This window comes from Ruegeria sp. AM1 (genome assembly GCF_056540745.1).
Genome location: NZ_JBQFXH010000015.1, coordinates 19,778 through 34,365, shown reverse-complemented (window position 1 = coordinate 34,365; position 14,588 = coordinate 19,778). Strand labels below are relative to the sequence as shown.

Genomic DNA, 14,588 nt, shown 5'->3' with positions numbered 1-14,588 from the left:
CTTTTTCTTTGTCACACATTCCCTCTCCCGGTTGTCTAAATAGATATGACGGCAAAAAAGAGAGGCGAGATGACCGCCAAGTCCATAGATCAAATGATTAACGCTGCGAGGAGCGGTAGTGCGGATGCATTCCATGATCTGGTTGTTCATTGTCAGGACAAGGTCCACCGGTTGGCCATGCGCATGGTCGTGGATCCTGGCACCGCTGAAGATGCCACCCAGGAAATCCTGATCCGTGTCGTGACAAATCTGTCGACGTTCCGGGGAGAGGCGGGGTTTGACACTTGGGTACATCGCATCGCCATCAACTATCTGCTGACCGAGAAGAAGGTTCGTCAAAGAGACCCCGGCCTGACCTTCAGTATGTTTGCTGATGATTTGCTGTCCGGCCTTGCGGATGAAGAGGCCCGCGCGCCTGATGATCATGTGCTGCTCAACCAATTGCGGATCAAATGTACCATGGCCATGCTCATGTGCCTGGACGCCAAACACCGCGCCGCCTATGTGCTGGGTGATGTCTTAGAATTTGATCACACAACGGCCGCCGATATTCTCGGGGTATCTCGGGATACCTATCGGCAGCAATTGAGCAGAGCGCGTGGAAAGGTCATCGGGTTCACGAGCACGCATTGCGGTCTTGTTGATCAGGGTGCGCCATGCTCCTGCCCGCGTCGGTTACCAAGCGCCGTGGCACTTAGCCGTGTCAAATCGTCTGATGCATCGCTCTTTTCCGATGCCCCGACATATCAGGAGGTTCGACACCAGGCCGAAGCGCTTAGCGAAGAACTTCGCACAGCCAAGCTGCAAAGGGCGACCGGGAGTCTGAGTTCTCCGAGAGATTTCGGCGAGCTTATCATCGGGATAGTCGACCCACCCTAGCCTCAAGACCAGTCACAACGATCAACGTTCAGGAGAAAACTATGAACCACTTTTTCAAGTGGGCGCTTTCTTGCGCCCTTTTGCTTGGCTTACCCAACCTCTCAAACGCAGGAGACAATATGATCGATCAGGAAAAGGCCGTATTGGCCGCAGTAGAAACTATGACCACGTCGTTCGAAGCGGGAGACATCGACACCGTCATGGCGTCCTACGAGGTGCACGCAACCGTCATGTTCCAACCGGGCGAAGGGGTGTCGGACCCTGACCAACTACACGGCATGTTCACCGGCATGTCCGGCGCAAAACCGAAATTCAGTTATTCCGGCCACGAGGTCATCGTGAATGATGACATCGCAATCCATATCGCCCCCTGGCAAATGAAGGCGACAGGCCCCGATGGGACACCAATAGAGCAGGAAGGCCTCAGCGTTGCCGTCCTACGCAAACAAGCAGACGGCAGCTGGAAAATGGTCATCGACAACCCTCACGGGAGCCGGTTGATGGCGGACAATTGAGCTGAGGTTTAAGAGAGGCATAAGCGGGCGATGCAGTTGGTATTGTTCGCCTATGCCTCCAAGCCGAATGCGCCGCATCGCTGAGCAGATTTTCGCTCGAATTAGAGATGTCACATCAAGTTCGCAATCGACCTCTATCGAAGCGAGGCTAAGCATCTTAGCTACTTTTTCAGGTAAGCATTCACCCTTAAAATCTTAAAGAACTGGTTCAATTTAAGTTTAGAGTATTTCTGTCTGCCATCATCGTTATTGCAACTATCCTTCCTCTCTCGGCTCAAACACAATATACTTCTGGCGTTATTGCCTCTGAAAGCGCGCGCGGCACCTTTGCCCGCAACATGGCGAGAGACTTAAGTCAGGGTTCGCCCTCTGAGGAGCAAAAGTTCTTCGACACCTTTATGCAGGCCCGCGTTGCGGCCGAAGGTTTGGTAGATCGCGTAGGCCTAACCAAAGGCGACGTCGGCATGGCCTATGGCGTCTACTTCGTCACCATGTGGGAACTTGCTCATGACAAGAAGCTACCCGAAGCCGCAGAACTAAAAGTTGTTCAGTATTGGACCACACACCTGGACGAAGTGGGCCTGAATTCAGCTCAACTTGGCCCTAACAAGGATGCGTTTTATGACTGGCTATTTCACGCGCCAGTGGTTCTTGTGACGCTGAAGGAAGCCGCCAAACAAGCCGGTGACAAGGAGCTTTTGGCCGCCCTGAAACAGAACGCGGCGCAGATGTTTGTCTTTCTGACCAAGTATCCTGCGTCTTTCATCGTGATCAGCAGGGATGGGCAGGTCAGCTTTGATCAGTCGAAGCTACAGACGTTTTTGGAGACCGGCGATGAAGAAGAGGTGCGTCAGTTTTTGAGCTCCAGCAAAACGCCCGCTGAAATAGACGCCTTCCTTGCCAGCCGGGGCGGGTCATCAACATCACGGACAGGAAAAGAAAGCGACTACGACCGCCATGTCCGCGATACCTACAACAGCATCCTGATGAACAACACCACCATGTCGCTTTCAACAGCGCTGTATTAGAGCTATGCGCGCTATGCGGGATCTTACCCTTTCAACAGTCTTCGCGATTGGACTGAGCTGTTCTGCGTCGCACGTTTCGGCGGCTGATGAACAGACCCCTATTGATCTTTCAAGCCTTCTGTTCACATGCGAGCTCATACCCTTTGGTGACAAAGATACGGTTCTTGCGCATAAACTGCTGCGCCCCTTGTGGGAATATGCCGAAGATCAGGTCGACGACATTGAGGTTTTTGGCCCCTATATGCTGAAAGCCGAGCTATCACCAGAGGATTTCAAAAACCATACAGTCCAGCCTGCCGACCCCAGATCACAAAACGACCTGAACAATCAAATCCTAGAACTGCTTGCGCCGGGTTGGAGCGAACAGTCTCCCCTCCCAAAGTCGATCTCTGGCTGGTCGGCACGTATGTCTTTTGGTGACATATTCCTGTTTGAGCAGGAAAGACAGAGGCTTCTGTTGGGCAGCGATAAGATGGTGCTGGGTGTTTCGGTTCTTCGGCCAACCGGGAAGGAGGAAAGGTCAGAAATCAGCGTTGTTCATATTGTGACGAATGTCGAATTCGATGATCCGAAACCGATAGATTGCGGTCTCACGCGCGTCGCTCAGCCATCTGCGTCCTCTTCCGAAATGCACTGGATCGATACTGAGACCAGGATCACAGGAACGCTGCGCCAACTCTATGAGACGCTCTCCGAAACCGGAGATACGCAAAGCGCCGCTGGCGACCTTGTGGAAGCTCTTTCAGCCTATACAAAGGCCTTAAGGGTCGCAAAACACATGGCGTCAGAGGATCCAGATGAGACGCAGACACAGCGCGTTCTTTCACACGCGTTCCGCAATCTGGGAGATGTGCGCAAGCGTCAAGGAGATTTGGACGGGGCGCTTATCGCCTACACCAGCAGTCTGGAAATCAGTGAGCGCCTGAGCGCGATCCACCCGACGGATGCAGAGGCTCAACATAAGTTGGCCGTATCGCTCATGCGGGTCGGAGAAATCTTTCTGGCAGAGGGCTTTCTGCACTCAGCTTTAACCAACTTCACGCGTAGTCAAGCGATCTCAGAAAAACAGGTCGAGAAGAATCCGTCGGACACACAGGCACAACGTGATCTTGCTCTTGCGCTGAGCTGGATCGGAGATGTGGATTTTGCCAAAGGCAAGTTTAGCGCCGCTGACGCGGCTTACATGCGAGAGCTAGGGATCTCGGAAAAGCTGGCCACAAAGGACCCGTCGAACGCGCAGCTACAGCACGATTTCATTTATTCAACAATCAAAGTGGGCCTTGCCAGCGAGGCCTCGGGCAATCACGACAGAGCTCTTAAAGCCTACTCTCTCAGTGTTGAGAACGCGGAGAAAATGCTCAAGCACGACCCCGCCAACAGAATTGCGCAGCGTGATCTTTCAATATCCCTCAGCAAATTGGCGGATGTACACCTAAGTCAGGACAATCCGGCACAGGCACTGCCATTCCTTCTAAGAGCGGATGACATCCTAAAGAAGATCGCCAAGGACAACCCTGAAGACGTGCAAGCGCAACGTGATGTTTGGGTCTCTCTTTGGCGTCTGAAAGTAACCCCTGGAAACACGGTCAAATGGGCGGACATCGCCTCGCAAATGGAGAAGATGTTTCAAACTGGCACCTTGACCAGTGCTGATTGGCGGCGTCTAGATTATGCGCGCGAGATGGCCAAAAGCGAAAGCGATGGAGCACCGTGACACTATTGCGGTCACATAGCTCATCGGAGCAAGTCTATTGCAGATGTATTCAATTTTAACATTTTAAACAGAAGGGCGGCACGCCATGGCGATGCGCATTTTTCTTGCGATCATGTTCCTTATTACCCTTCAGGCACCACATGGTGGCCGTGTGCTCGCGGAGGGCGACTCTGCGCCCTGGAACGCCATCCCGATGAATGACTGGGTGAACAAGGATAAGAAAGTACTGCTACAGAAAGCGATAGCGGGAGACAATCTGATTCCGCTCAAAGAAGCTGCGGATGCAGGAGACGCACATGCGGCTTTCATCGTGTCCTTTGCATTCGAACAGGGACTGTTTGAGAACGCCGGCAGCATTTCAAAATCAATGGAATACCTGAAACAAGCCTGCAATGCTGGCCATGCATTCGGGTGCATCTTTCTGAGTGACCGTTACAGGTGGGGGGATGGTGTCCGTGAGGATCAAGCTCTTGCTTTCGAATACACGGCGAAATCCTGTGATCTTGGATATCCCGATGCCTGTGCAGAACTTGGTGGTTTCTATAAAGTTGGTTCTGGTACCCGACGCGATCTGGAACTGGCCTTGAAATACTTCAAGCTTGGCTGTGATCAAGGATCTGGAATTGGGTGTGAACAGGCTGCACAAGCATTCGCACGCGGCGGGGGCACCGAAAAGAACGCTGAAGCAGCAATGGCTCTTTATGAGAAAGCCTGTGACATCGAACCAGACTTGGGTTGCAGGCCCTATGCGGAGTATCTGCTCAGCGCTGGCGATCTCGCGGGCACTGCGAGGATGACGGAAGAAGCGTGCAAAAACGGGGACAAGGAGGGCTGTGCGCTGCAAGGGCTGATGATTGCAAGGGGACAAGGGTTTGAACGCAGCATCCGGCAGGCGGAGCTTTTCTATTCCCAGAATTGTCCCACGGGTGCAAATGTTACTCATTGTAAGAAACTTAAATCGGAGCTTCCGAAGGTCCCTTCATTTGAGTTCAAGAGATAAGGTTGACGTTTCTTCAACCCAAGCTTGTTCACCTTCGAGAAATATCCACGGGGTTTGGGGCAGTCGGCTCCAACTTAGTACCTGTGTTGAGATCCGCGCGGTGCGCGGCTCACTGTTGATCCGAGTGTCTGCCCCCGGCTTCGCTCTAGGAGACCAGGTGTCCCTTCATTTCCTTTGTCCGCCCAACAAACCTGCCCTGGCCGGTCAACAGACAAGCGCCGCCCATGGCGTCGTTTGCGCAGCCCCAACAGCTCTGACTGCGTTTAGCATCTTGATCAAATCCGTCCACACGGCTTAGTCCTGATCGCGTGAATGGTGTGGCGCGTTGGTTCTTAATGTTCTGTTTCATCGGTGTCTGGTCGAATGAATCGAGCCTTACCCGGCCTCCCTACAACACCGAAAGCTCGCTTGAATATTAAGACATACGGTTCGCTAAAATTCAAAGAAAGAGGTTGCTAAAACGTACAGCGACTATGGTATCTGCAGTGGCGCAAAATTGTAAGCAGCTGCTAAAGTGAAATATAAATTCACTTTGGCTATACTGTGTATTTTTCAATCAAGCGTAACAAATATATTTTCGAAAAATTTACTTCCTGAGTTTAGAAGCATATTCGATTTCATTTAGAATTGTGGTGTAAACGCCTTGATGGCATGTCGGAGACACTTTCATGAAATCTCTTAATTGACGAGCCGCTTTCCTCAATTCTGAAGGTTGAATTTCCAAATAAACGGTTTCGGCTTTGGAAGGCAAGGAATCAATCTGTCTAGCTATATAATCTCCCACGCTACAGTGCTTTCTGAGAATATCGGCGGCTATAAGTGATATTTTAATCTTCATTACTTTATGATCCAATGATATATTATAAGAACGGTTAGCTAATTCCATTATCTTTACAAATAAAATCGATGAAGCACCGAACTCGTGGGACTTTATCTCGGCCCGCTGGCCAAAGGGTACAGAATACACCCGAAATTGAGTTGAGGCACCAGATCCTGCTAACGATCGCAGCATTGAACCGCAACTCTCTTGTATGCAGCCTGATTTGGTTTGGAATGCCCGACCTCATCGGTCTTCCTGGTTTGAGTGGTTTTGGGCCGCAGCCGCCATCCACTCGATAACGCGTTCCTGCGCTTCTGTCGGGTTCTTTGGGTAGATCAGATGGTACGCTTCAGGCGCGTCATTGGTGCTCTGCCATATTTTTATCAGTTCTTGCGATTTCAATTCGGAAGTGACTAGGACATTTGGCACAAGAGCAATCCAGGCTCCTGACTTGGCCGCCTCGATTGCGAGCGATGTTTGATTAATCTGCTTAGGTTTGTGTTGCAACACGACCTGCAATTCATCTGCGAGGGCACGCCATCGCATTTGCCCATCTTCAACCAGACGGTGTTCGAACAGGTGTTCAGGTGAAGAAACCTTGCCGATATGGTCTGCCAACGCCGGCGTACAGACGGCGCAAAGCCTGATTGGTGAAAACAATTCAACTTCCTTGCCTGGAACGGCGGGAGAATTCCCGAAGCGAACCGCCAAATCTATCTGTCCGGCTCCGAGATTTGCTAACCTGTCGGAGGCCTCTACACGCAGATCGATATCTGGGTACTCTTCATTGAACGCGCTCAATCTATGCACGAGCCACTTTGCAGCAAATGACGGTGTAACACTGATGTACACGCTCTTATCGGGTTGATGGGCGATGTCTTCAGTCGCCCTCTCAATGATTGAGAGCGCTTGCTCAATCCGAGCGTGGTATGCACATCCTTCTTCGGTCAACGCCAGACCTCTTGCGTGCCTGACGAACAGGGGGCGACCAAGTGCATCTTCGAGCTGACGCACACGATCCGCGACCGCACTTTGAGTGAGATTCAGTTCCACCCCTGCTTTCCGGAAGTTCAAGTGGCGGGCTGCAGCATCAAACATCCTGAGCGAATTTAGGTTCAAGTGCATATATCGGCTGCCTCTAGGCTAAAGTTTTTCTTCAGGCTAAGGGCGGAAAACACCATTCGTCAAGACGATAGACTTGGTTCATATGTCTCGCAATTTTGAAGTTCTTTCGGCCTGATTTTAATTGGCCCAAAATTCGCTGCCAGGAGCCATGCGTGTCCCTTCTTTTCCTAAAAATCGTCGTTTCGGCGCTCAGTGTCCTCATCCTTGGGTTCATCGCTGATCGTGGAAACCCCAGGCTCGCGGGCATCCTCACGGGGTTTCCAATTGGGACGGCTATCGTTGTCTCATTCATCGCCGTAGAGAACGGGCCGGTTCTCGCGTCGCTCTCTTCACTTTATTCTCTAGCTGCACTGTCGATAAATCCGATCTTTGCCTATGCCTATTTTGCAATCGGTTCCCGGCTGTCCGGGGAGTTCAGTTTCAAGACCAACCTGGCACTTGCCCTAATCGTCTACTTTGTTGTTGCTGCAGGTGTTGCAAACATCTCATGGAGTTTTGCTGCAGCAATCCTGTTTTTGCTTGCCACGACCTGCATCATTAACTTCCAGCTCAGAGCCATTCCTGCGCACGCCAAAAGCAAATCCGTCACGGTTACTCCGGGTGTTCTGCTCGCCCGAATGCTGCTGGCTTCGCTGGTTGTCATTGCTGTGACAGAGATGGTCGCTCTCGTTGGCCCCAAATGGGCCGGAGTATTTTCGCCATTTCCCGTGACGCTGGTCCCTCTGCTTGTCATTTTGCACTCAAACCATGGTCGGGCAGCGGCATTTGCGATGATCAAGGGGTTCGGGGTCTCGTTTCTCTCAACCGGGATCTACCTGGCTTGTGTCACAAAACTATTCCCTGATCTGGGCGTGCTTTATGCAACCCTGATCGGATTTGGTTGCGTCGGCATTTATCTCGGCGGATTGGAATGCCTTAAAACTCTGATGACCCGCGGTGAGGTCAGAAAACGAGCTGCACCTTAGCCGATCAGGTTCGATCCCGGTGTTCCTGATTGCGTATGGTCAGCGCTGTGGCAAGCAGACCCTCCCGCAAGAGCCGAAAGCCAGGTGAGACCTTCATCGAAGAAAACCGCTCCGATCATCGCGGCAAAGAAGATCGAACGGCTACATTCTCAGCCGCCAGTTTTCGATTTGGGAAACAAGAAACTCAACCTGTGCAGAAGCAGCACTCACACTTCCATTCATTCGCACATAGACCTCGACGCCCATGGCGAATGTCAGCAACATCTTAGCAGCGGATGATAAGTCAAAGTCGCGAGGAAGCTCTCCTGTTTCCTGGGCCCAACCAAGCGCCAGTTCAAACATCTGTTGCATATTATTGTAGTGTTTGGCTGTGAGATCACTGACATCGTCGATACCCAAATTTGCGTTTTCGATAACTGTATTGACCATTAGGCAGCCCCCATCACGAGGATCTTCGGCCTCTCCTTGGGCGAGTTGTCGGAAGAATGAGATCAACGCAGTGAGCCCACCTGACTTAAGAGGCTTCAGTGCTGTCTCATCCGAGATTTCCAAGTACCTTTGCAAAGCCTCTAGGAAAAGGCCTTGCTTGCCACCGAAATCTGTCTGCAGGGCAAATCTATTAATTGAGGTTTCGCTCTCAATCTCACGAACGCCAAGCGCCCCGTATCCCTTTCTCCAGAAAGCGAGCATGGCTGCTTCGACGGCTACTTCTCGATCATATTTTTTTGCACGCGCCAAGTTCGTCTCCTTTCGAAGAACGTAACTTATTACTAGACAAGTGTCTAGCTTAAGAGTATCTAGACACTTGTCTCGATATGGAGAAAGCTAATATGACGACAATTTCAAAAACCATCACGATCAACGCCCCTATTTCTAAAGTTTGGGAAAAGGTCTCAGACACAGGCCGTATCTCAGATTTGATCAGCTTCCTCGCGTCCAGCGTACAAGAAGGTGATTCTCGCGTTTGCACGCTGGAGGGCGGCGGCGAGCTGACTGAAAAAATAGTGAGCGTGGATCACAAGTTGAAACGTGTGGTGTATGCGATCACCAGTTCACCATTGAACATGGATTTTCATGTCGCCGCCATGCAGTTGGAGGAAGGTCAAGGCAATACCCGATTAAACTGGATCGTGGACTTACTGCCAGCAGATGCGCGCGACCATATGGAGCCGATGCTGGACGGCGCATGTGCAGACATGGCTCAGACACTGGCGACTTAACTTGCATTCCTACGGCACCAGAACGGTGCCGTGGGCTTGGCGCACACTCTTTCCGATCCTAGATGTCTTCGACACTGAATTCTGTTGCGCGCTGCAAGGAGTACTTTTCCTTCTGGTCAGGCAAGAAGTCGAACCCCAAACCCGGTCCGGTTGGTACACAAATTTTGCCTTCCGATGCTCTTACCGGGTTGTCTATCAGCAGGCCAAAGTTCAGCACTTCGAAGGTAGGGAAGTACTCGACGAACTTTGCGCAATTTATCGCCGCTACGAGATGAACGTGCAAGTCATGGAACCAACAAGGGCTCATCTCAATGCCAGCCGTTTGAGCAATAGATGCAATCTCCAGCCATTCTGTAATCCCACCGCATCGTGGAGCCTCGGCTTGAAAGACTTTGACACCTCCCAACCTTGCCATCGACTTAAATGGTTGGGACCCAAAGTAGAATTCTCCGGTTGCTAGAGGGAACGGGCCATTCACTGATAGGACGAACATTTCGTCCAACAAGTCTGGAGCAAGCGGATCTTCGATCCAATAGGGTCTAACTTCGCTGTAGCCCAATACAGATGGGAGAGCCGCTTCAACGGTTTCCCACCTATTGTAAGCATCCAGCATAAGGTTAACCTGATCCCCAAGGGCTCGTCTTGCCGCTCGCACTCGGTTCAGATCGTCCGAGAAGGCGCCAAAAGCGCACTTTATCTTTACGCTGTCAAAACCTGCATCAATGTAGGAGTGCAATTCGTCTTCCAGCGATTGTGTGGCACCTCCAGTGTACCCTCCAGATGCATAACAATGTACGATGTCGCTTGCCTCAGAGGAAATGAACTTCGCCAGGGGCAACTCCTCAGCACGCGAGTTTCTATCCCAAACGGCAATGTCGAGGGCACTTAGCGCGTTCATGACGATGCCACCGCGGCCCTGAATAAGCGTCCAGCCGTCGAGCTTTTTTTGGAGAGTTCTCATTTCTTGAACTTCATCGGCAGTGACTAGAGGCTGATCCTGCCGCCATGCGGAAGGCGGCAGGGGTGATATTATTGAGCGATGAGAACCGTCAGGCCATTTCGACGACTAGTTCTTTGGCATGTTGAAGGGCCGCGTTTCGACTCCCTTCAGGATCAGCCGTGAGAAGTGATGGCTGGAAACGCACATCTTGTACTTCTTTGATGCCGATGAAATCCAACCACCATGACAGATATTCAGAGTGAAAATCGCTGCCGTATTTAGGGTGGGTACCCGGTGACCAAACACCAGATGTATAAAACACACGCGCACGCTTCCCTTCGAGCAATCCAGAATAGCCCGCTTCCGGATCGAAACCGAACAGCAATCCGGGTTGGGTGATGATGTCGATGTATTGTTTCAGCTTATAGGGAATACCTCCATTCCACATGGGCACGGAAAGCACATAGATATCAGCATCGGTAAATCTCGACGTGATGTCGACAACCTGATCCCATGCAGTTTGCTGTGTATCCCCCATTTCTCCGACGCCGAAAAAGGTCATCTTTGCAGCGGCCTTGTCACCGTCAAACTCGGGAAGCTTCTCCTTCCAAAGTTCCAATGTATCGATGGATGCGGTTGGATCTGACTCAGTCAATGTTTTAAGGTAGGCTTCAGCCAGTTGTGTGGACTGCGACGCGTCTCCTCTCGGAGAGGCGACAATATGAAGAATTTTGGTCATATTCTTTGGTTCCTTTAGGGCAAATTGAACTATCGTTTTGATTGGCGCTTCATGAAGTGATGGACGGCGTCGCTGATCTCTTCCGCGTGCGTTTCCAAAGCGAAGTGTCCAGCATCGAACAGTTGGACATCTGCATCGGGCACAAGGGCCTGGATCGCCTCCACGCCTTCAATCGTAAAGAACGGGTCATTGCGTCCCCAAACGATGAGTGTGTCTGGCTGGTTCTCGGCCAAATAGGATTGCCAAGCCGGGTACTTGGCAACGTTATCTTGATAGTTCCACAGGTACTCCAATTGCACCTTGTGGTTGCCCGGTCGGTCTAGTCCAGCCTGATCAATGATCCATGCATCGGGATTAATGCGATGTTTCAGACTTGCGCCCTGTGTGTATTGCCACTTCGTTGTTTCCGGCGCGAAAAAACTCCGAATGGGTGTTTCCGTCTCGGCGTTCCGGTTTTCCCAGAAGGGTGCAAACTGGCTAACGATATCCGGATTCCAGCCCTCTGCGTGGATGGTGGCGTTTTGAATGACAATGCCATCGACTTTATCCGGATCAGCCTGCGCCAAGCGAAATCCAACGGGACCGCCGAAGTCCTGCATGAAGAGTGTGTAGCTCGGCAGCCCCAGCTCTTCGGTGAATTCAGAGATAGTGTTTGCGAGCGTCGCAAAATCATAGTCATACGCGCCCGCATCCGGCGCAGACGACTGACCAAAGCCAGGATAGTCCGGTGCTATGATGCGAAAATCTTCAGCTAATTCCGGAATCAGATCCCGAAACATATGAGATGAGGAAGGGAAGCCATGCAGCAACAAAATCGTCGGCGCCGATTTTGGTCCGGCTTCACGATAGAAGATGGAGACATCTCCGACTTCGATTGTGTTGTAGGAAATGTGATGGTTTGGCTCGCCTGCAGATGCTGTCAGAGCGGACAAAGAAAGCAATAATGCAGTTGCGATTGGGATCGTTTGTTTCTTGGAGGGCATCGGTGAGTAACCTTCATAATATGTTTTAGATAGTTATTCTTAGGTGACGGCGGCGCGTTTGAGCAAGTCACATTGTCTTGTGCAGAGTGCGTGCGAAAATAACTTGTAAAAACAAATTATGAGGGTTATCAGGTTTGGCTGCCCAATTCACCAGACGTCATACGTGGAGGTTCAATCTAAATGGCTGATGGACGCCCGGAACCGTTCTTCATCGCAGATAGTGCAGCCCTGGATTTCCTGAATTCGGTCGCGGCCCCCAAGGCAGAAGAATTTGAGTGGCTTGAGTCGGGCGAGGACGTTTTGGATTGGCTGGTGCAATCAGGACTTGTCACAGAAGCCGACATCGCAGGCCTGCGAAAGCCAGAATCTAGATCATTGCTCAACAAGGCAGCCGAACAGATCCGGGTGTTTCGTGAAGAGTTCCGGTCTTTCATCGTCGAAGCGAGTGAAGCCGGGCATGTCGATCAACATCACCCGATCATTGCGAAGCTCAATCGCATGATCTCTGAGGGTGAACAAACTCTGCGCCTCACTTCAAGCGACGCTCCCGTGTTCGAACTTCAGTTGGTGCACAAATTAGATAGGCCTACCGATCTTCTTCCGCGGCTTGCGGTGGCTTGTGCCGAGTTGATTGCGGAAGCCAACTTTTCTTATGTACGTAACTGCGAGGGCCCAGACTGTACCTTACTCTTTCGCGACGTGAGCAAGAACCACAAGCGACGGTGGTGCAGTATGGAAGTGTGTGGCAATCGAGCCAAGGCTGCGGCTTATAGACGACGCACATGAACCACAGCTGGACCATAAGCTGACCGACGCACTGGTCTTATGACGTTTTCCAACGACGTCGAGCAGCTTTAGGGTAGATTGATCAGGAGATACCAGCATTAAACGCTGACAATAGCCTTCGACCATCCGCCCAATCGCCAAGATCATTCAGGTGGCCATTGTATCCGAGTTCGATCAAAGACGCATTCCACTCGCTCGCTCGCCGCCTAGCATAACTTAAGTCCCCATAGGGATCGTTTTGACTGGCAAGAACCAGTGCAGGGGATTCGAGATTACCTTGGCCAATTGTTATAAATTCGGCGGCTTCTTCTCTGGGAAAGACGGGCGACTCAGGGTCTGGTGGCGCGATAAGAAAAGCCCCCTTAACTCGCCTTGGCTTCTCCAGGATATATTCAGCGGCCAAAAGGCATGACAGGCTGTGGGCGACCAAAATGCATGCGCCGCTCACCTTTTCGATCGCATCGTCAACGGACGACAACCATTCATCAAGGTCCGGCGCGTTCCAGTCCTTTACTGCGATCCTGCTGAACACGGTTTCTTCGGTCTCCCAAATGGTTTGCCAGTGTCTTTCGTCTGATCCGCCAATACCGGGAAGATTGATATAGTGCATATGTCACCTTAAGTTTTTGGAGTTGTTCTGTTCAGGCGTCGCAAAGAACTGCTCGATTGCTGTTAATGCAGCGTCTGGCGCCTCTTCAGGAATGAAGTGACCACAAGGCATCGACGCAAAGATCGGATCCACACTCCACTTGCGCCAGATACGCTCCATATCGAAGTGCTTTCCAACCACACCTTTCTCTCCCCACATGATGAGAGTTGGGCAGGTAATCTGACGCGCTTTTTCTAAGTCTTCAGCATCATGATAGCGGTCAATATGGTAACCAGCGCGAAAGCACTCACACATGGCCGTGATCGCGTCTGGCACGCTATTGGCCGTCAAGTATGCCTCCATGGCCATTTGATCATATGGCACAGGCCTGTCTGACAATCCTTGGAGTATTAAACGGAGAAAGCCATCAGGATCGCTCGCAATCAGCTTCTCTGGAACAGGATAGTCCTGAGTCAGAAAAGAGAAATAGAAATAGTCCTGAGCTATTTCGGCATTTGATGCCTGATAAAAGTCGAGCGCCGGAACAATATCCATGGCGACGAGATGCGTCACCGCATCGGGATGATCCAATGCCAACCGCCGTGCCACCCGTGCACCGCGATCATGCCCAACCAGAGAAAACGTATCATGCCCTAGCGCCCGCATCACAGCGCGTTGCTCATTCGCCATTGCGCGCTTGGTGTACGCATTTTCACCGGCAATGTGCGGCGGCTTGTGTGTTTCTCCTCTGCCCCGGATGTCAGTTAACACTACGGTGAAACGGTCAGTGAGCTGCGGGGCTAGATGATGCCAACATAAGTGCGTTTGCGGATCACCATGCAACATCAGCAGCGCCGGTCCGTTTCCAGCCGTCAGCGTCATTACATGTTTGCTGTTAGCCTCCGCTACCTCGCGTTTGAAACCGGGCAGTAGCTTTGCATCAGCCTCTTCAAAGATGTTCATTGACCCAATCCTTGAACTCAGAGATCGCAGCTTCATTCCGCTGGTAAAATGACCACCTGCCAATCTTGGTGACCGATAGAAAGCCAGCGCGGCGTAACAGCTCCAGATGGCGGCTAACTGTAGGCTGCGCCATATCCAATTTCTCAGTGATCAAAGTTACGCAAACACCGATCTCAGAAGGCGTCCCTGTGACTTGATGCAAGAAGTGCCTATCGGGCTCGGACAACCACTTGAGAATGGAAAGTCGAGCTCCGTTGGCGAGAGCTTTGGATTGTTCGAGGCGATCAGTCATAATATACTTTTACATAGTTAATTAGCTATT

At 51.5% G+C, this 14,588-nt stretch carries 16 protein-coding genes; 8 read left to right on the top strand and 8 right to left on the bottom strand.

The genetic code is table 11. The features are described from left to right. Positions 1–69: 69 nt before the first annotated feature. From ACR0I7_RS18455 to ACR0I7_RS18435, 5 genes are all read left to right on the top strand, one after another. Positions 70–879 carry an RNA polymerase sigma factor gene (locus tag ACR0I7_RS18455; RefSeq protein ID WP_480513620.1) on the top strand — a complete coding sequence of 270 codons (810 nt, stop codon included), beginning with the start codon at positions 70–72 and terminating at the stop codon, positions 877–879. 119 nt (positions 880–998) lie between these two features. Then, entirely contained in the window at positions 999–1,394 is a 396-nt protein-coding gene (locus tag ACR0I7_RS18450) for a YybH family protein (RefSeq protein ID WP_480513618.1), read from the top strand. Between the two features lie 464 nt (positions 1,395–1,858). Further along, a complete protein-coding gene (locus ACR0I7_RS18445; RefSeq protein ID WP_480513617.1) occupies positions 1,859–2,422 on the top strand; it encodes a hypothetical protein in 564 nt (187 codons plus the stop codon). A 187-nt stretch (positions 2,423–2,609) separates the two neighbouring features. After that, positions 2,610–4,136, top strand: a complete 1,527-nt coding sequence (locus tag ACR0I7_RS18440; RefSeq protein WP_480513616.1) for a tetratricopeptide repeat protein — start codon at positions 2,610–2,612, stop codon at positions 4,134–4,136. A gap of 85 nt (positions 4,137–4,221) precedes the next feature. Continuing rightward, positions 4,222–5,136, top strand: a complete 915-nt coding sequence (locus ACR0I7_RS18435) for a tetratricopeptide repeat protein (RefSeq protein WP_480513615.1) — start codon at positions 4,222–4,224, stop codon at positions 5,134–5,136. A 1,063-nt stretch (positions 5,137–6,199) separates the two neighbouring features. Here the strand turns inward: ACR0I7_RS18435 and ACR0I7_RS18430 are convergent. Next, positions 6,200–7,081, bottom strand: a complete 882-nt coding sequence (locus ACR0I7_RS18430) for a LysR substrate-binding domain-containing protein (RefSeq protein WP_480513614.1) — start codon at positions 7,079–7,081, stop codon at positions 6,200–6,202. 152 nt (positions 7,082–7,233) lie between these two features. Here ACR0I7_RS18430 and ACR0I7_RS18425 point away from each other — a divergent pair, with 152 nt between their 5' ends. Continuing rightward, positions 7,234–8,046, top strand: coding sequence for a hypothetical protein (locus ACR0I7_RS18425; protein ID WP_480513613.1), 813 nt, complete (start codon positions 7,234–7,236; stop codon positions 8,044–8,046). A gap of 141 nt (positions 8,047–8,187) precedes the next feature. On the opposite strand, the gene ACR0I7_RS18420 is transcribed toward ACR0I7_RS18425, so the two are convergent. Then, positions 8,188–8,784, bottom strand: coding sequence for a TetR/AcrR family transcriptional regulator (locus tag ACR0I7_RS18420; RefSeq protein ID WP_480513612.1), 597 nt, complete (start codon positions 8,782–8,784; stop codon positions 8,188–8,190). Positions 8,785–8,876: 92 nt separating this feature from the next. Here ACR0I7_RS18420 and ACR0I7_RS18415 point away from each other — a divergent pair, with 92 nt between their 5' ends. Next, positions 8,877–9,266, top strand: a complete 390-nt coding sequence (locus tag ACR0I7_RS18415; protein ID WP_480513611.1) for an SRPBCC family protein — start codon at positions 8,877–8,879, stop codon at positions 9,264–9,266. Between the two features lie 58 nt (positions 9,267–9,324). Here ACR0I7_RS18415 and ACR0I7_RS18410 read toward each other — a convergent pair whose 3' ends face one another. The 3 genes from ACR0I7_RS18410 to ACR0I7_RS18400 all read right to left on the bottom strand — a co-directional run bounded on the left by ACR0I7_RS18410 (position 9,325) and on the right by ACR0I7_RS18400 (position 11,928). Beyond that, positions 9,325–10,227 carry a mandelate racemase/muconate lactonizing enzyme family protein gene (locus tag ACR0I7_RS18410; RefSeq protein ID WP_480513610.1) on the bottom strand — a complete coding sequence of 301 codons (903 nt, stop codon included), beginning with the start codon at positions 10,225–10,227 and terminating at the stop codon, positions 9,325–9,327. An 88-nt stretch (positions 10,228–10,315) separates the two neighbouring features. Continuing rightward, a complete protein-coding gene (locus tag ACR0I7_RS18405; protein ID WP_480513609.1) occupies positions 10,316–10,945 on the bottom strand; it encodes an FMN-dependent NADH-azoreductase in 630 nt (209 codons plus the stop codon). A 29-nt stretch (positions 10,946–10,974) separates the two neighbouring features. Further along, positions 10,975–11,928 (bottom strand): alpha/beta fold hydrolase, encoded by a 954-nt coding sequence (locus ACR0I7_RS18400; protein ID WP_480513608.1) that lies wholly within the window; start codon positions 11,926–11,928, stop codon positions 10,975–10,977. 180 nt (positions 11,929–12,108) lie between these two features. Here ACR0I7_RS18400 and ACR0I7_RS18395 point away from each other — a divergent pair, with 180 nt between their 5' ends. Continuing rightward, entirely contained in the window at positions 12,109–12,714 is a 606-nt protein-coding gene (locus ACR0I7_RS18395; protein ID WP_480513607.1) for a CGNR zinc finger domain-containing protein, read from the top strand. Between the two features lie 82 nt (positions 12,715–12,796). On the opposite strand, the gene ACR0I7_RS18390 is transcribed toward ACR0I7_RS18395, so the two are convergent. Genes ACR0I7_RS18390 through ACR0I7_RS18380 form a run of 3 tightly spaced genes read right to left on the bottom strand, consistent with a single transcriptional unit; the run spans position 12,797 to position 14,558 of the window. Then, on the bottom strand, positions 12,797–13,324 hold the full coding sequence (locus tag ACR0I7_RS18390) for an RBBP9/YdeN family alpha/beta hydrolase (protein ID WP_480513606.1): 528 nt from the start codon (positions 13,322–13,324) through the stop codon (positions 12,797–12,799). Between the two features lie 3 nt (positions 13,325–13,327). Next, complete coding sequence (locus ACR0I7_RS18385) at positions 13,328–14,266, bottom strand: alpha/beta fold hydrolase (protein ID WP_480513605.1); 939 nt, start codon at positions 14,264–14,266, stop codon at positions 13,328–13,330. Further along, positions 14,253–14,558, bottom strand: coding sequence for an ArsR/SmtB family transcription factor (locus ACR0I7_RS18380; protein ID WP_480513604.1), 306 nt, complete (start codon positions 14,556–14,558; stop codon positions 14,253–14,255). Before ACR0I7_RS18380 ends, ACR0I7_RS18385 begins: the two co-directional genes overlap by 14 nt. Positions 14,559–14,588 lie beyond the last annotated feature (30 nt).

What these genes read in the sequence shown, in the direction of transcription:
- ACR0I7_RS18455 (WP_480513620.1), top strand. Translation starts at nt 70, where the DNA reads ATGACCGCCAAGTCCATAGATCAAATGATTAACGCTGCGAGGAGCGGT.
- ACR0I7_RS18450 (WP_480513618.1), top strand. Translation starts at nt 999, where the DNA reads ATGATCGATCAGGAAAAGGCCGTATTGGCCGCAGTAGAAACTATGACC.
- ACR0I7_RS18445 (WP_480513617.1), top strand. Translation starts at nt 1,859, where the DNA reads ATGGCCTATGGCGTCTACTTCGTCACCATGTGGGAACTTGCTCATGAC.
- ACR0I7_RS18435 (WP_480513615.1), top strand. Translation starts at nt 4,222, where the DNA reads ATGGCGATGCGCATTTTTCTTGCGATCATGTTCCTTATTACCCTTCAG.
- ACR0I7_RS18430 (WP_480513614.1), bottom strand. Translation starts at nt 7,081, where the DNA reads ATGCACTTGAACCTAAATTCGCTCAGGATGTTTGATGCTGCAGCCCGC.
- ACR0I7_RS18415 (WP_480513611.1), top strand. Translation starts at nt 8,877, where the DNA reads ATGACGACAATTTCAAAAACCATCACGATCAACGCCCCTATTTCTAAA.
- ACR0I7_RS18410 (WP_480513610.1), bottom strand. Translation starts at nt 10,227, where the DNA reads ATGAGAACTCTCCAAAAAAAGCTCGACGGCTGGACGCTTATTCAGGGC.
- ACR0I7_RS18405 (WP_480513609.1), bottom strand. Translation starts at nt 10,945, where the DNA reads ATGACCAAAATTCTTCATATTGTCGCCTCTCCGAGAGGAGACGCGTCG.
- ACR0I7_RS18400 (WP_480513608.1), bottom strand. Translation starts at nt 11,928, where the DNA reads ATGCCCTCCAAGAAACAAACGATCCCAATCGCAACTGCATTATTGCTT.
- ACR0I7_RS18395 (WP_480513607.1), top strand. Translation starts at nt 12,109, where the DNA reads ATGGCTGATGGACGCCCGGAACCGTTCTTCATCGCAGATAGTGCAGCC.
- ACR0I7_RS18390 (WP_480513606.1), bottom strand. Translation starts at nt 13,324, where the DNA reads ATGCACTATATCAATCTTCCCGGTATTGGCGGATCAGACGAAAGACAC.
- ACR0I7_RS18385 (WP_480513605.1), bottom strand. Translation starts at nt 14,266, where the DNA reads ATGAACATCTTTGAAGAGGCTGATGCAAAGCTACTGCCCGGTTTCAAA.
- ACR0I7_RS18380 (WP_480513604.1), bottom strand. Translation starts at nt 14,558, where the DNA reads ATGACTGATCGCCTCGAACAATCCAAAGCTCTCGCCAACGGAGCTCGA.